The sequence below is a fragment of the Mesorhizobium sp. M1169 genome (genome assembly GCF_040318345.1).
Taxonomy (GTDB): domain Bacteria; phylum Pseudomonadota; class Alphaproteobacteria; order Rhizobiales; family Rhizobiaceae; genus Mesorhizobium.
Window position 1 is genome coordinate 23,173 of record NZ_JAMYME010000004.1, and the last position, 15,263, is coordinate 38,435.

13 protein-coding genes are annotated in these 15,263 nt (G+C 63.9%); 12 read left to right on the forward strand and 1 reads right to left on the reverse strand.

What is annotated here, in order from left to right; all coding sequences use genetic code 11:
• Nucleotides 1-122: 122 nt before the first annotated feature.
• From NKH41_RS05310 to NKH41_RS05330, 5 genes are all read left to right on the forward strand, one after another.
• A complete protein-coding gene (locus NKH41_RS05310) occupies nt 123-1,136 on the forward strand; it encodes an ABC transporter substrate-binding protein (protein ID WP_352767433.1) in 1,014 nt (337 codons plus the stop codon).
• Nucleotides 1,137-1,210: 74 nt separating this feature from the next.
• Nucleotides 1,211-2,704, forward strand: coding sequence for a sugar ABC transporter ATP-binding protein (locus NKH41_RS05315; RefSeq protein ID WP_352767674.1), 1,494 nt, complete (start codon nt 1,211-1,213; stop codon nt 2,702-2,704).
• A gap of 1 nt (nt 2,705) precedes the next feature.
• Nucleotides 2,706-3,680 carry an ABC transporter permease gene (locus NKH41_RS05320; protein WP_352767435.1) on the forward strand — a complete coding sequence of 325 codons (975 nt, stop codon included), beginning with the start codon at nt 2,706-2,708 and terminating at the stop codon, nt 3,678-3,680.
• Nucleotides 3,681-3,682: 2 nt separating this feature from the next.
• Nucleotides 3,683-4,630 carry an ABC transporter permease gene (locus NKH41_RS05325; RefSeq protein WP_352456288.1) on the forward strand — a complete coding sequence of 316 codons (948 nt, stop codon included), beginning with the start codon at nt 3,683-3,685 and terminating at the stop codon, nt 4,628-4,630.
• Nucleotides 4,631-4,751: 121 nt separating this feature from the next.
• Nucleotides 4,752-6,821, forward strand: a complete 2,070-nt coding sequence (locus tag NKH41_RS05330) for a 3-hydroxyacyl-CoA dehydrogenase NAD-binding domain-containing protein (RefSeq protein WP_352767437.1) — start codon at nt 4,752-4,754, stop codon at nt 6,819-6,821.
• A gap of 8 nt (nt 6,822-6,829) precedes the next feature.
• Here NKH41_RS05330 and NKH41_RS05335 read toward each other — a convergent pair whose 3' ends face one another.
• A complete protein-coding gene (locus NKH41_RS05335) occupies nt 6,830-7,642 on the reverse strand; it encodes a response regulator transcription factor (RefSeq protein ID WP_352767438.1) in 813 nt (270 codons plus the stop codon).
• Between the two features lie 114 nt (nt 7,643-7,756).
• Between NKH41_RS05335 and NKH41_RS05340 the strand changes: the two genes are divergently transcribed.
• The 7 genes from NKH41_RS05340 to NKH41_RS05370 all read left to right on the forward strand — a co-directional run bounded on the left by NKH41_RS05340 (nt 7,757) and on the right by NKH41_RS05370 (nt 15,089).
• Entirely contained in the window at nt 7,757-8,887 is a 1,131-nt protein-coding gene (locus NKH41_RS05340) for an ABC transporter ATP-binding protein (protein ID WP_023678187.1), read from the forward strand.
• Nucleotides 8,868-10,031: an ABC transporter substrate-binding protein gene (locus NKH41_RS05345; RefSeq protein WP_352451301.1), complete on the forward strand. Its 1,164-nt coding sequence runs from the start codon at nt 8,868-8,870 to the stop codon at nt 10,029-10,031. Before NKH41_RS05340 ends, NKH41_RS05345 begins: the two co-directional genes overlap by 20 nt.
• A gap of 76 nt (nt 10,032-10,107) precedes the next feature.
• Nucleotides 10,108-10,971, forward strand: coding sequence for an ABC transporter permease (locus NKH41_RS05350; protein WP_352767440.1), 864 nt, complete (start codon nt 10,108-10,110; stop codon nt 10,969-10,971).
• Entirely contained in the window at nt 10,971-11,783 is an 813-nt protein-coding gene (locus NKH41_RS05355) for an ABC transporter permease (protein ID WP_352767442.1), read from the forward strand. The genes NKH41_RS05350 and NKH41_RS05355 overlap by 1 nt, the downstream gene beginning before the upstream one ends.
• Nucleotides 11,784-11,795: 12 nt before the next feature.
• Entirely contained in the window at nt 11,796-12,557 is a 762-nt protein-coding gene (locus tag NKH41_RS05360) for an SDR family NAD(P)-dependent oxidoreductase (RefSeq protein WP_352540870.1), read from the forward strand.
• A gap of 142 nt (nt 12,558-12,699) precedes the next feature.
• Nucleotides 12,700-13,905: a 3-oxoadipyl-CoA thiolase gene (pcaF, locus tag NKH41_RS05365; protein WP_352767444.1), complete on the forward strand. Its 1,206-nt coding sequence runs from the start codon at nt 12,700-12,702 to the stop codon at nt 13,903-13,905.
• Nucleotides 13,906-14,057: 152 nt separating this feature from the next.
• On the forward strand, nt 14,058-15,089 hold the full coding sequence (locus NKH41_RS05370; protein ID WP_352767445.1) for a BMP family protein: 1,032 nt from the start codon (nt 14,058-14,060) through the stop codon (nt 15,087-15,089).
• Nucleotides 15,090-15,263: the final 174 nt, after the last annotated feature.

Here is a 15,263-nt window from a genome sequence, read left to right on the forward strand (position 1 = left end):
CTTGCCGCCTATCTGCATTTGTCTGATAATAGATAAAAAACAAGATTGTGAGCGTATCAGCCAATACCCACCAGCCAGCCATTAACCACCAGCAAGACAGCAACTCACGGGAGGAGTATGACATGAGGAAAATATTCGCTTTGGGGGCTCTTGCGGCGATGCTCGCCGCAGGTACCGCGCTTGCCGACACCAGCGGCAAGAAAATCGCCTTCTCCAACAATTACGCCGGCAATTCCTGGCGGCAGGCGATGCTGGACAGCTACGCCATCGTTACCAAGAAGGCGGTTGCCGACAAGGTGGTCGGCGCCGCGGACGTCTTCACGACGGCCGACAAGGAAGTGCCGACGCAGGCAGCCCAGGTGCAGAACCTGATCCTGCAGGGCTATGACGCGATCGTCATCAACGCGGCGTCTCCGGATGCGCTCAACGGCGCCATCAAGCAGGCCTGCGACGCCGGCATCGTCGTCGTTTCCTTCGACGGTATCGTCACCGAACCCTGCGCCTACCGCGTCGTCGTCGACTTCAAGGACATGGGCAAGCAGGAAGTCGAGCAGATGGCCAAGTTCCAGCCCAAGGGCGGCAACCTGCTGGAAATCCGCGGCCTCGCCGGCACCTCGATCGACGATGCCATCCATGCCGGCATCCTCGAAGGCGTCGCTGCCCATCCCGAGTTCAAGATCGTCGGCTCGGTGACCGGCGACTGGGACCAGACCACGGCACAGAAAGCCGTAGCGACGATCCTGCCTTCGCTGCCGGATGTTGTCGGGGTCGTCGACCAGGGCGGTGACGGCTACGGCGCGGCGCAGGCTTTCGCCGCCGCCGGCAAGCCACGCCCGACCATCATCATGGGCAATCGCCAGGACGAGTTGCAGTGGTGGAAGGAGCAGAAGGAAAAGGACGGTTACCAGACCTGGTCGGCATCGATCGCACCGGGCGTATCGACGCTTGCCTTCTGGGTCGCGCAGCAGGTGCTCGACGGCCGCACCGACGTGCCGCACGACCTGCTGGTGCCCTATCTTGCCTTCACCCAGAACGATTTCGAAGCCGCGCTGCCGAAGATTCCGAAGGGCGGCGTCGCCAGCCACGAATACACGCAGGAAGACGCCGTCGCGGCGATCAAGGCCAACATCAAGTGAGCATGGCACTATTGTTGCCGCCACGGATAACCGGGTATTGTTGAGGGATGCCCGAGGCCAATGCAGACATCATCATGCCGGACGGCGCCGAAAAGCTTTTCGGCGCCGTCAGTTTGGACATCATAAGACTGGACGGAGCCGAAAAACATTTCGGCGCCGTCAGGGCGCTCGCCGGTGTCGATTTCAGCGTTCGTGCCGGAGAATGCGTCGGTCTCGTCGGCCATAACGGCGCCGGAAAATCGACGCTCATGCATATGGTGGCGGGCACGCTTGCCCCCGACAGCGGGCAGATCGCGGTCCGCGGCGGTGTCGAGGCAAGTTATTCGGTGCCGCGCGCGCAGCAGCTCGGCATACGCTGTGTGTTCCAGGAGCTGTCGCTCTGCCCGAACCTCAGCGTCGCCGAGAACACGCGGATCAACCACGCGTCGCTGCATGGCTTCGGCTGGCGGCGCAAGGCGGCCGATTTGATCGCCGCCAAGCTCGACGAGATCTTCCCCGGCCACAGCATCTCGGCATCCGACATCGTCGGTGATCTTTCCATCACCAGCCGGCAGATGGTGGAGGTGGCGCGCGCCTTCACGGTCACGCAGGAGCCGCTTGAGCTGGTTATCCTCGACGAGCCGACATCCTCGCTCGACGCGCATACCGCCGGCCAGCTGCTGGCGTTCGTGCGCCGCTTCATCGCCGCCGGCAAGAGCTGCATCCTGATCTCGCATGTGTTGGGCGAAGTGCTCGGAAATGCCGACCGGATCGTGGTGATGCGCGACGGCAAGGTGGTCGCCGCCGGGCAGGCCGACGCCTTCAACCGCGACAGGCTGGTGACGGCGATGGGCGGAGCGGAGGCGCGCGAGAAGACCGCCGCAGAGATTGCGAGCGGCAAGCCGGAGCCCGGTCCGCTGCGGGTCCGGGCGCGCCCGGCGCGACAGCAGGACGGCAACGAGCTCGTCGCCCGTGCAGGTGAGATCATCGGCCTCGCCGGACTTGCCGGGCATGGGCAGACCGATCTTTTGCTGGCTATCTTTGCTGCGGCTTCCCGTGCCAAGACCGGCATCGAGGTCACCGCGCCGGTGGCGCTGGTTGCCGGCGACCGCCAGTCGGACGGGATTTTTCCGCAATGGTCGATTGCCGAGAACATTGGCATCCGTTCGCTGGCGCGATTGCGCAACGGCCTCCTGATCTCGCCGCAGCGCGAAGCCGAGCTCGCCGAGTTGTGGCAGCGGAAAATCGGCATCCGTACGCCCGACATGAACAACAACATCTTCTCGCTGTCCGGCGGCAACCAGCAGAAGGCGCTGTTCGCGCGGGCGCTCGGCTCCGACGCCAAGATCGTGCTGATGGACGATCCGATGCGCGGCGTCGACATCGGCACCAAGCTCGAAGTCTACGACCTGGTGCGCGAGGAGGCTCGCCATGGCCGCACTTTCCTCTGGTACACCACCGAAACCGAAGAGCTCGACAATTGCGACCACATCTATGTGTTCAAGAACGGCCGGATCGTCGCCAACCTTCGTCGCGACGAACTGACGGAGGAAAAGATCATCCAGTCGTCGTTCGGCGATGCGGCCTGAGATGACAACGGTATCCGTCGAGAATGGGCTAAAATCTTCGGCTCGCGCCACCAGGCGGGCGCGCATGCTGCGCAGCCTGCTGCCGGCACTGTCGCTGGCGCTGGTGCTCATCGCCATCGCTTGGCTCAACCCGCGCGCCATCAGCTATTTCGGTTTCAGCCTGATGCTCAATCTGGCGATCCCGATCGCTCTGGCGACGATCGCGCAGATGTTCGTCATCGCCGGCAACGAGCTCGATCTGTCGATCGGCACCTTTGTCGGCTTCGTCGGCTGCGTGACGGCGACATGGCTGAAGGACGCGCCGCTGCTCGGCGTCGTGATCCTGCTCGGGTCGATCGGCGTCTACGCGCTGCTCGGCGCGCTGATCCATCTGCGCAACCTGCCCTCTATCGTGGTGACGCTCGGCATGAGTTTTGTCTGGCAGGGCATGGCCATCCTCATCCTGCCCAAGCCCGGCGGCAAGGCGCCGGACTGGCTGCTGGCGCTGATGGCCTTCAAGCCACCCTTCATTCCGTTCCCGATCATCGCGGCATTGCTGATCGCAGCCGTCGTCCATTTTGGCCTGATGCGCACCTCCTACGGCGTCATCCTGCGTGGATCGGGCGGCAATTCAGCCGCACTCAAGCGCGCCGGCTGGTCGCTCCTGCGCACCAAGATCGCGCTGTTTGCGCTGACCGGCCTGTTCGGCGTTTTGTCCGGCATGGCGCTGATCGGCATCACCACCTCGGCCGATGCCAATATCGGCAATGGCTACACGCTGCTTTCGATCGCCGGCGTCATCCTCGGCGGCGGCGAGTTCGTCGGCGGCCGGGTGTCGCCGATCGGCGCCGTCATCGGCGCGCTGACGCTGGCGCTGGCGGCATCGCCCCTCTTGACGTTCATGCACATTCCGCCCGACTGGCAGGTCGCCGCCAACGGCGCCATCCTGATCATCGTGCTGGCGGCGCGGGTGCTGATCAGCCGCAGGGAGAGGTGAGCATGGCCTCGCTGCGGACGCTGCTCGCCAGGCCCTGGATCTGGTCGTTCTTCGGGGCGCTGCTAGTGTGGCTGGCGACCATCGCCTTCACCGGCGGCTATGGCGGCGGCGGCATGATCACGGCGGCGCTGTCGCTCGCCGTCTTCACGGTCATCGTCGGCGTCGGGCAGATGTTCGTCATCACGCTCGGGCCGGGCAATGTCGACCTGTCGCTGCCGGCCAATATCGGCCTTGCCAGCGCCGTCGCCATGAAGGTCATGGACGGCAATGATGCGATGATCGCGGTCGGCCTGCTGGCAGCGCTTGCCTGCGGCATGGCGATCGGCGCCGTCAACTATCTGCTGATCTGGGCGCTGCGCATTCCGCCGATCATCGCGACGCTGTCGGCCAGCTTCGTCATCCAGTCGGTCGATATCAGCTATGGGCGGGGCCTGCAGATCAAGCCGCCGCCGGGCTTTGCCGATTTCACCAACTGGCAGATCTTCGGCATTCCGGTGCTGGCGATCCTCACCGTGCTGTTCACCATCGGCGCCGGCATCGTTTTGCAGCGCATGATCTACGGACGCTCGGTGCTGGCGATCGGCCAGAACATCCGCGCTGCCTGGCTGGCCGGCGTCAATGTCGGCCGCACCCGCTTCCTCACCTACACGCTGTCGGGCGCGCTCGGCGGCCTCGACGGCGCACTGCTCGCCGGCTATTTCCGCGGCGCCAATGTCGATATCGGCAATGAGTATCTGCTGGCCTCGATCGCCGTCGTCGTCATCGGCGGCACGTCGGTGGCGGGCGGCAAGGCTAATGTGCCGGGGGTCTGGGGCGCGGCGCTGTTCCTGGTGCTGCTGTTGACCATGCTCAACACGTTCGGCGTCAGCGTCGGCGTCCGCCTGGTGCTGACCGGGCTGATCATCGTCGGCGTCATCACCGCCGCCGGTGGGCAGAAGGCGCTGCGCTAAGGCAAGGCCACCCGGCGGCGAGGGGATATCGATGCGGCCCGCAAAACACGTGGTTCCCATCCGCATGCCAGCGCTGTAAATCCCGTCGCGCTATTGGCCAACATCATTGCGTGAGGTTTGCGTGTCCGATTTCGTCAGCACTACAAGGCACGGCAACGTCGCGGTGGTGAGCATCGACAATCCGCCGGTCAACGCGCTGAGCTTCCATGTGCGCGAGCCGCTGATGCAGGCGCTCTTTTCCCTGCGCGACGAGCCGTCGGTCGGAGCAATCGTGATAGCATGCGCCGGGCGGACCTTCGTCGCCGGCGCCGACATCACCGAATTCGGCAAGCCGGCGCGGCAACCGGACCTGGGCGCCCTAGTCGCCATGCTGGAAACCATCGCCAAGCCGACGGTCGCGGCCATTCACGGCACTGCGCTCGGCGGCGGCCTGGAACTGGCGCTCGGCTGCCATTTCCGTGTTGCCGACCGAACGGCAAGGCTCGGCCTGCCGGAAGTCAAGCTCGGCCTGCTGCCGGGCGGCGGCGGCACGGTTCGCCTGCCGCGCCTGGTTGGTCCGCTGAAGGCACTCAGCATGATCGTTTCGGGAACGCCGATCGGTGCGGCCGAGGCGCTCGCCGCCGGCCTGGTGGATGCCGTCTTCGATGGCGACCTGACCGCGCAAGCGGTGAGTTTCGCCAACGAAACGGCCGCGAAAGGCGGTCCGTTCACGCCGGTGCGCGACCGCAATGATCGCCTCGACCAGGCCGACTTGCCGGCGTTCGACAAGGAAGCGGCAGTGCTTGCCGGCAAAGCACGCGGCCTCGAGGCGCCGATCGCCTGTGCGCAGTCGGTCCGCAACGCCCTGACGCTGCCCTGCGACGAAGCGCTGGCGGCGGAGCGCGACCTGTTCGTCAAGCTTGTCGCCGGGGACCAATCACGCGCGCAGCGGCATCTGTTCTTCGCTGAACGTGAGGCGGCAAAGATTACCGGCAAGGACGTCGCCAGGCGCAAGATCGCCCGGGTCGGCGTCATCGGCGCCGGCACAATGGGCGGCGGCATCGCCATGGCGTTCGCCAACGGCGGCGTCCCCGTGACCTTGCTGGAAGCGACACACGAGGCCTTGCAGCGCGGGCTGGCGACGATCAACAAGAATTATGCCGTTTCCGTCATCCGCGGCTCGCTGAGCGAAGACGCCAAGCGCCAACGGCTTGGGTTGTTCAAGGCTTCCACCGACTATGCCGATCTTGCCGATTGCGACCTGATCGTCGAGGCCGTGTTCGAGGAGATGGCGGTCAAGAAGGAGGTCTTCGGCAGGCTCGATGCCGTGGCCAAACCGGACGCGATCCTCGCCACCAACACCTCCTATCTCGACGTCAGCGAAATCGCCGCTTCGACGTCGCGGCCGCAAGATCTCCTCGGCATGCATTTCTTTTCGCCGGCTAACGTCATGAAGCTTTTGGAAATCGTCCGCGCTGACAAGACTTCGCCCGACGTGCTGGCGACCATCGTCGATCTGGCACGGCGGATCGGCAAGGTGCCGGTCGTCGTCGGCGTCTGCCACGGCTTCGTCGGCAACCGCATGCTGGCGGCGCGCGGTGCGGAACTGGAGACGCTTCTGCTGGAAGGCGCAATGCCGCGCCAGGTCGACCAGGTGTTCACCGATTTCGGCTGGCCGATGGGGCCGTTCGAGATGAGCGATCTCGCCGGCCTCGACATAGGCTGGCGCAACCGCAAGGCGCGTGGCCAGACGGCCGTGATCGCCGATGCGTTGTGCGAACAGGGACATTTCGGCCAGAAGACCGGGAGTGGCTTCTATCGCTACGAAGGCGGTTCGCGCACGCCGCTGCCCGATCCCGATGTCGAGGCGCTGATCCGCAACAAGGCTGCCGGGCGCGGTGTTGCACCGCGCGCGATCGGCGCCGAGGAGATCATCGAGCGGACGCTCTATCCGATGATCAACGAGGGCGCCAAAATCCTCAAGGAAAAGATTGCCGCCCGCGCCTCCGATATCGACGTCGTCTGGGTCAACGGCTACGGCTTCCCGGTCGGCAAGGGCGGGCCGATGTTCTGGGCGAGCCTCGAAGGCGTGGACAAGATCATCCAGCGGCTGGATCACTGGCACCAGCAGACCGGCAAGGATGTCTTTCGAGTGGCACCCCGGCTCAGGCAAATGGCCGAAACCGGTTCCTGGGACGGCGCTGCCGGCTGAACTTGGGACTACCGAATCCGTGCGTCCATGATCTCGACAAAACGCGCGAACAGACCCGCCTGCGACTTTATCTTGAGCTTGCGGTAAATGTTGCGGCGATGAACTTTTACGGTTCCCGGCACGATGCGCATCGCCCTGGCAATCGATTCCGTGGAATGGCCCTGAAGCACCAGATCGACGACATGCTGTTCGCGCGGCGTGAGCGAAAGGCTCTTCCAGATGTGAGCACGTTCGAACTCACTGACCGGAGTAATCGCCTCGTCTTGCTTCGTCCCAACCGGTCCGTCAGCCGGAAGGGTAGGCCAGCGTAGCCTGACGAGGCTGATCACCGCAGGCGCCATGTCGCGCAGCAACCTGGCATCGGCGGTTCCGAACGGCCCCGAAGCGCGCAATCGCATTAGCGAGACCACCAGCGCGTCCTTTCCCGACAGCGGCACGAAAAAGCCGACCTCCTCCGCAAGCCTGGTCTGGCTGTAATAGGAGCGGTAATATTCGCTGGCATAGAAGCGATCCGGCGCCAATTCGCGCATGCGCCAAAAGCCTTCCTTGCGCTCGACTGCCGCATGGTGGAACGGATCGAGCAGATAAGGCCCTTCCTGATAGAGCGCGACGAAGACGTGGCTTTCGGCCGGCGAGAATGTCTCGAACAGCAGCGGCGGGCGTGAGGCGCCGCGATAGCCGAAGATCACGCAATGATCGAAGCTGACATGCTGGCGGAGCCAGGCGACCATCGCCTTGCCGAAAAGCTCGCCGCTCGTCTCCCGCGTCGCTGCGATGAGCGCAGCGAGCCGGCTGTATTCATCGCTGCGTGAAACGCCCAATTCATACCCCTCCAGACGAGAAAATAGACGAAATATACCACCTGGGAGGTATATACTAGCCGCCATTGGCTCTGATAGCGTTTCGAGACCAACTAGCCGCTGGAGCCCGCAGCTTTGACCGCAGTGCCCGACATCGAGTTTCGCGGGGTCACCAAACGCTACGGCAGCGTGATCGCGGTCAGCGGCATCGATCTTGCCATCCCGCCGTCTGCCTTTGTCGCGTTGCTCGGGCCGTCCGGCTGCGGCAAGACAACCTGTTTGCGCATGATCGGCGGTTTCGAACAGCCAAGCGAAGGTGTGGTATTCATCCGTGGCCGCGACATGGCCGGCACGCCGCCCTATCGGCGGCCGGTCAACATGGTGTTCCAGCAATATGCGTTGTTTCCGCATCTGGATGTGGCGGACAACGTCGCCTATGGCCTACGCCAGGCGCGGCCGCGCCTGTCGTCGCGGGAGATCAGCCTGAAGGCAGGCGAGGCGCTCGCCATGGTTCGGCTTGCCGGCTATGGACGCCGCAAGATCCATGAGCTTTCCGGCGGCCAGCAGCAGCGTGTCGCCCTGGCGCGGGCGCTGGTCAACAAGCCGGCGGTGCTGCTGCTCGACGAGCCCCTGGCGGCGCTCGACAAGAAGCTGCGCACCGACATGCAGATAGAGCTGCAGAACCTGCAGCGCGAGATCGGCATCACCTTCGTCCTGGTCACCCACGATCAGGAAGAGGCACTGTCGATGAGCGATTTCGTCTGCGTCATGAATGGCGGGCGCATCGTCCAGCTTGGGCAGCCGAGCGAAATCTACGACGAACCCGCCGACCTCTTCGTCGCCGATTTCGTCGGCAAGACCAATCTCTTGAGCGGCAAGGTCGTCGGGCTCTCGGGCAAGCTCGTCGAGGTAGCGCTTGCCGACGGCACCGTCATCGCCGCGCGCAAGCGCACTTCGCTAGCCCAGGGCGAAGCCGTCTCGGTAAGCCTGCGTCCTGAATCCTTAAGTCTCGGCGCGCCCGGAAGCGGCCGGCTGAACGGGCTTGTCCGCAACCGGATCTTTCTCGGTTCCACCGCGGAATATGCAATCGAGGTCCAAGGCATCGGGACGCTGCTCGCCAAGGCCGATCATCTGGTTGGCGGTGGAAATCTCTTCAAGCCGGGTGAACCCGTCGCCGTCGGCTTTACAGCCGGAACGCCGCTGGCGTTTCCGGAGAATAACGGGACCAACCAGAGGGAAAACAAAAATGTCGAAATCGTATCGTGACGGACTGCCGATAAGCCCTGAAAAATTCGTCGACCAGTTGATGCGCCTCAAGCGCGGTTCCATCGGCCGCCGCGAGTTCCTTGGCCTCACCGGCCTAGGCATCGCAACGGCAGTAATGGCCCGCGAACTCGGCATCATGCCGTCGCCAGCCTTCGCCCAGGAGGGGCTTGGCGACCGCATGTCGATTGCCACCTGGCCCAATTATCACGACCCGGCGACGTTCGAGAATTTCAAGGCCGAAACCGGCGTTGCCGTCGAGGTGAACGTGTTCGGGTCAAACGAGGAGATGCTGGCCAAGCTGCAGGCCGGCGCCTCGGGCTGGAGCCTTTTCGTTCCGACCAACTACACGATCTCGACTTACAAGAAGCTTGGCATCATCGAAGCGCTGGATATGGCCAAGCTTGCCAATTATGACGGCTCGCAAGAAGACCCGCGCTTCACTGGGGAAGGCACCATCGACGGGGTGACCTACGCTGTGCCGAAGAATTGGGGCACCACCGGATTTGCCGTCAACACCAAGAAACTGACCAAGCCGATGACGAGCTGGAAGGAATTCTGGGACACGGCCATGGCGGAGGGCGACGGCCGGACCATGGTTCATGATTACCAGCTGACCACGATCGGCAACGCGCTGAAATATTTCGGCTTCTCGTTCAACTCGCTGAGGCCGGAGGAACTCGCCAAGGCGGAGGAATTGCTACTGAAGGTCAAGCCGCATCTGTTCGCGGTCTCTAGCGACTACCAGCCGTCGATGCGTGCCGGCGACGCGTGGATGACGATGTGCTGGACCAATGACGGGGCGCAGCTCCACCGCGACATCCCCGAAATCGCCTACGTGCTTGGCAAGGAAGGCGGCGAGATCTGGACCGACTTCTACGCAATACCCAAGGATGCGCCGAACAAGCCTGCCGGCTATGCCTTGCTCAACTATTTGATGAACCCGAAAGTCGCGGTCAAGGAGCACCTGGCCAACGGTGCGCCTTCCACCGATGCGCGGGTCAATGCGCTGCTGCCCAAGGAGGTGCTGGACAATCCGATCCTCTATCCGGCGGCGGATCTGCTGAAGCCGCTCGAATTCGGTGCGGCTGCGACGCTAACCGATCCGGGCCGGGCCGAATTGATGGCACGCTTCAAGTCGGCTTGAACCGGGCAGGCCACAGGCTCGATGCAGGCAACTCCCCGGCGGACAGATGTCCGCCGGCACCCGGGCGGTTTTTTCAATGCGCAGCAACGTCCTCCGTCACAATCTCCTGACCGCCCTGCTGCTCGGTCCAGCAACGGCGTGGCTGGTGGTGTTTTTAGTTTTGCCGTTCGTGGCGATTGCCGTTTTCAGCGTCGGCGAGCGGGCGCCGGAAGGCGGCTATCAGGCCGCTTTCACCTTGGCGCAGTTTGCCAATCTTCCGGCGCGGGCGACCGCCTTCTGGAACACCATGGTGCTGGCGCCGGCGGGCGCACTGGCCTGTCTTCTCGTTGCCTATCCGGTCGCCTATTACCTCGCTTTGCGCGCACCCGAACGGTGGCGGCTGATCCTGCTGGCGCTTGTCGTCATCCCGTTCTGGACCAGCCTGCTGATGCGAACCTATGCCTGGATGTATGTGCTTGGCGGGCGCGGCATCCCAGCTCTGCTGGCCTATGTCGGGATGGAGGACGTGCGGCTGATCAACACGCCGGGAGCGGTTCTGCTCGGCATCGTCTATGGTTATCTGCCGCTGACGATCCTGCCGATCTATGTCAGCCTCGAGCGGCTCGACCGCCGGCTGCTGGAGGCCTCCGCCGATCTCGGCGCGACGCCGATCTCGACATTCCTCGGCGTGACGCTGCGGCTGTCGCTGCCAGGTGTGATGACCGGCTTCTCGCTGGTCATGATCCTGCTGCTCGGCGAATATCTGATCCCGACGCTACTCGGCGGCGGCAAGGTCTTCTTCATCGGCAACGCGCTGGTCGATCTGTTCCTGCAATCGCGCAATTGGCCATTCGGATCGGCAATCGCCATCACACTTGTGGCGGTTTCAGTGGTCGTGCTGCTTGCCGCGAACCGCATTTCGATCCGGCTTTCGGGTGCCCGCCGGGTGGACCTGATCTGATGCGTGCCTTCGTCGTTGCGGTCTTTGCCTTTCTCTACCTGCCGATCGCGCTGGTAGTGCTGTTTTCGTTCAACGCCGGCCACCACGCCAGCGAGTTCACTGGCTTCTCGGTGCAATGGTACGGCAAGGCACTAGCAAACCCGTTCCTGGTCGAAGCAATGAAGAACAGCCTGTTCATCGCCACGACCAGCGCCTTGCTGGCGGCGCTGTGCGGCACGGCCGCCGCGGTTGGCCTGGCGCGTGTCGGGGCGCGGACGCGAGCCGTGTTCGATGCGCTTTTGGGTGCTGCGATCGTCGTTCCTGGTGTCGTCATCGGCATCTCGACGCTGGTCGCGCTGGTCCAGCTATTCGGGGTGGTCAACCCGTTTGTCGCTTCGCTGTGGCCGAACGACCAGCCACCGCGCCTGGCGCTCGGCTATGGCTCGATCATCGCCGCGCACGGGCTGTTTTCGATGGCGCTGGTGGCGATGATTGTCGGCACGCGCCTCGGCAGCCTCGACCGCAATCTGGTCGAGGCCTCGAGCGATCTTTACGCCACCCCGCTGACGACGTTCCGCAGCATCGTGTTGCCGCAGATCATGCCGGCGGTGATCGCCGGCTTCCTGCTCGCCTTCACATTCTCCTTCGACGATTTCATCGTCGCGTTCTTCGTCGCCGGCGCACAGACGACGTTGCCGATCTATGTCTTCGCCTCGATCCGGCGCGGGGTCACGCCGGAGATCAATGCCATCGCGACGATCGTGCTCGTCGCCTCCGTTCTGCTCGTGGTGCTTGCCCAATGGCAACTGCGGCAACGAAAACCATCACACTGAAAGATAAAAAACATGATTCTGAGAGATCGCATCGCCGTGGTGACGGGTGCCGGGTCGGGGATCGGGCGTGCCGGCGCCATGATGATGGCCAGGGAAGGTGCGCTCGTGGTGATCGCCGACAGGGACCAGGCGGCGGGGGAAGCAACCGCCTCCGACATTCGTGCGGCGGGCGGTCGGGCCGAGGCCGTCGCCACCGACGTCGGCGAGGATGCGGCGGTCGAGCAGCTCATTGCGAGAACGCTGGGCCGGCATCGGCGGATCGACATCCTGCACAATCATGCCGGGATCCAGGTCGGCGGCACGCTGACCGAAGTCGGCGCCGACGGCATGGATGCCTCCTGGCGGATCAATGTGCGGGCGCAGTTCCTGGCGGCCAGGCTGGTCATGCCGTCGATGATCGCGCAAGGCGGCGGGGTGATCCTGAATACCGCCTCAAATTCGGGTGTGTTCTACGACCGCGAAATGATCGCCTACGCAACGTCAAAACATGCAGTGGTGGCGATGACCCGGCAGATGTCGCTCGACTATGCCAAACACAATGTCCGCATCAACGCGCTGTGCCCCGGCTGGGTCGATACGCCCTTCAACGAGCCGTTCATCGCGCAGATGGGCGGGCGGGCGGCGATCGAGAACTATGTCCGCACCAAAATTCCCATGCAGCGCTGGGCCAGCGCGGAGGAAATCGCCGAAGCGATCCTGTTCCTCGTCTCCGACCGCTCGTCCTTCATGACCGGCCAGGCGCTGGTGATCGACGGTGGAGAAAGCATCGGCTGATCCGCCGCTCCCGGCGGGCGGCAGCTGAAATTCTCTTTGGCCTAACGGCCGGCGGCGAGATGTGCTTTCGTCTCAAGGAGAATGCGGCCAACATGGCTGGGTCGGGAGCAGAAATCATCAGCGCAACCGGGAAGGCTGTATAATGGCCGAGGCCTATATCTGCGACTACATCCGCACGCCGATCGGACGCTTCGGCGGTTCGTTGTCGGCGGTCCGTGCCGACGATCTCGGCGCTATACCTCTGAAGGCGCTGGTCGAGCGCAATCCAAACATCGACTGGGCTGCCATCGACGACATCGTCTATGGCTGCGCCAACCAGGCCGGCGAGGACAACCGCAATGTGGCGCGCATGGCGCTGCTGCTGGCCGGCCTGCCGAAGGAGGTTTCGGGCTCGACCGTCAACCGTCTCTGCGGTTCGGGCATGGATGCGGTGATGATTGCTGCCCGCGCCATCAAGGCCGGCGAGGCGGAGCTGATGATATCAGGCGGCGTCGAATCGATGAGCCGCGCTCCGTTCGTGCTGCCGAAGGCAGAGACCGCCTTTTCGCGCAATGCCGAGATTTACGACACCACGATCGGCTGGCGCTTCATCAATCCGCTGATGAAGAAGCAATACGGCGTCGATTCGATGCCGGAGACCGGCGAGAACGTGGCGGAAGAGTTCGCTGTCTCCCGCGCCGACCAGGACGCATTTGCCGTGCGCAGCCAGGACAAGGCTGTAGCCGCACAAGCCAATGGCCGGCTGGCAAAGGAAATCACGCCGGTGACGATCGCGCAGCGCAAGGGCGATCCGGTCGTTGTCGACAGAGATGAGCATCCCCGCGGCGGCACGTCGATCGAAGCGTTGGCCAAGTTGCCGACGCCGTTCCGGCAAGGCGGCACGGTTACGGCCGGCAATGCCTCGGGCGTCAATGACGGCGCGGCGGCGCTGATCGTCGCCTCGGAAGCAGCCGCGAAAAGATACGGGTTGACGCCGATCGCCCGTATCCTCGGCGGTGCCACCGCCGGCGTCGCTCCGCGCATCATGGGCATCGGTCCGGTGCCGGCCACGCAGAAGCTGTGTGCCCGGCTCGGCCTGAAGCCACAACAGTTCGATGTCGTCGAACTCAACGAGGCCTTCGCCTCGCAAGGCATCGCCGTGCTGCGCCAGCTCGGCATTGCCGAGGATGCGGAGCACGTCAACCCGAATGGCGGTGCCGTCGCGCTCGGCCATCCGCTCGGCATGTCCGGCGCGCGCATATCAGGCACGGCGGCGCTGGAGCTGCGCGAACGTAGCGCCCGCTATGCACTTGCCACCATGTGCATCGGGGTCGGCCAGGGGATCGCGGTGGCGCTGGAGAGATTGTGAGCAAGCGTCGATTTGCCGGGCCATTTAATGGCGCGTTCCGCCCACTCAAATTTGACCATGTGGACAAAAGCCGGGCACCGCTCCATAGTTCCTTCGCCGATATTCCAGAGAAGAGAGCCGGCTCGACACGGCGCCAATCAGAGGGGCATGCAATGGACAACGGGAAGAGCAGAATCCAGTCGAAACGCGAAGGGCTTTCGCGCCGCAATGTGCTGGAGCTGGGCGCGCTGGGCCTGGCGGCGGCGATGCTGCCGGGCAGGGCCTTCGCCAAGACCAAGAAGCTGAAAGTGGCGGCGATCTTCGCCACCCCGATCGAGGAGCCGTGGGACAACCAGATCCATGTTGCCCTGCAGAAGGCCGAGAAGGAACTCGGCATCGAATACAAATGGTCGGAGAAGGTGCAGACGGCCGATTTCAGCCGCGTCATGCGCGAATATGCGCAGGGCGGCTATGAGCTGGTGCTGGGCGATGCCTTCGCCGCCGAGCGCGAATCGCGCAGGACCGCCAAGCAGTTCCCGAAGACCGCCTTCCTGTTCGGCTCCGGCGCCGGGCCGGCCGAGCCGAATTTCGGCGTCTTCGACAACTGGATCCACGAGCCGGCCTATCTGTCCGGCATGATCGCCGGAAAAATGTCGAAATCGGGCACGATCGGCGCCGTCGCGGCGATGGGCATTCCGGAAGTGAACCGGCTGGTCAACGCTTTCTTTGCCGGCGCCAGGGAGGTCAATCCCAACATCAAGAAGAAGGTCGCCTTCATCGGCTCGTTCTTCGATCCGCCAAAGGCAAAGGAAGCGGCGGTCGCCCAGATCGACGCCGGCGTCGACGTCATCTATGCCGAGCGCTTCGGCGTCATCGAAGCGGCGGCGGAGAAGAAGATCCTCGCTATCTCCAACATGTCGGACCAGTCGAGCCTCGGCCCCGACACCGTGATCACCGGGCCGGTCTGGGACATGTATCCGACCGTCGAGCAGGCGATCAAGCTGGTCAAGGCCGGCGTCTTCACCGCGCAGGATTACGGCGATTTCTCGCGCATGGCCAAGGGCGGCTCCTATCTCGCGCCCTACCACAAGTTCGACAAGACGCTGCCGGCCGAGGTCAAGGAACTGGTCGAGAAGAAGAAGGCCGAGATACTCGATGGCAATTTCCGCGTCGACGTCGATGAGAATACGCCGGTCTCGGACTGAGCGATGTCTTTTGGGGGTCTGGCGCTTGTCGCACCCCCCTCTGGCCTGCCGGCCATCTCCCCGTCAAGGGGGGAGATTAGCAGCTTCGCCGACAGCACCTCTTCTTCAGCGCTGACGATTTGCGAAAGCCGAAGTGACATCCGATCTCCTCCCTTGAGGGGGAGATGGCCGGCA

Bases quoted from the DNA above. Each gene is read 5' to 3' on its own strand.
- NKH41_RS05310 (WP_352767433.1), top strand. From the start codon at position 123: ATGAGGAAAATATTCGCTTTGGGGGCTCTTGCGGCGATGCTCGCCGCA.
- NKH41_RS05315 (WP_352767674.1), top strand. From the start codon at position 1,211: ATGCCGGACGGCGCCGAAAAGCTTTTCGGCGCCGTCAGTTTGGACATC.
- NKH41_RS05320 (WP_352767435.1), top strand. From the start codon at position 2,706: ATGACAACGGTATCCGTCGAGAATGGGCTAAAATCTTCGGCTCGCGCC.
- NKH41_RS05325 (WP_352456288.1), top strand. From the start codon at position 3,683: ATGGCCTCGCTGCGGACGCTGCTCGCCAGGCCCTGGATCTGGTCGTTC.
- NKH41_RS05345 (WP_352451301.1), top strand. From the start codon at position 8,868: ATGTCGAAATCGTATCGTGACGGACTGCCGATAAGCCCTGAAAAATTC.
- NKH41_RS05350 (WP_352767440.1), top strand. From the start codon at position 10,108: ATGCGCAGCAACGTCCTCCGTCACAATCTCCTGACCGCCCTGCTGCTC.
- NKH41_RS05355 (WP_352767442.1), top strand. From the start codon at position 10,971: ATGCGTGCCTTCGTCGTTGCGGTCTTTGCCTTTCTCTACCTGCCGATC.
- NKH41_RS05360 (WP_352540870.1), top strand. From the start codon at position 11,796: ATGATTCTGAGAGATCGCATCGCCGTGGTGACGGGTGCCGGGTCGGGG.
- pcaF (WP_352767444.1), top strand. From the start codon at position 12,700: ATGGCCGAGGCCTATATCTGCGACTACATCCGCACGCCGATCGGACGC.
- NKH41_RS05370 (WP_352767445.1), top strand. From the start codon at position 14,058: ATGGACAACGGGAAGAGCAGAATCCAGTCGAAACGCGAAGGGCTTTCG.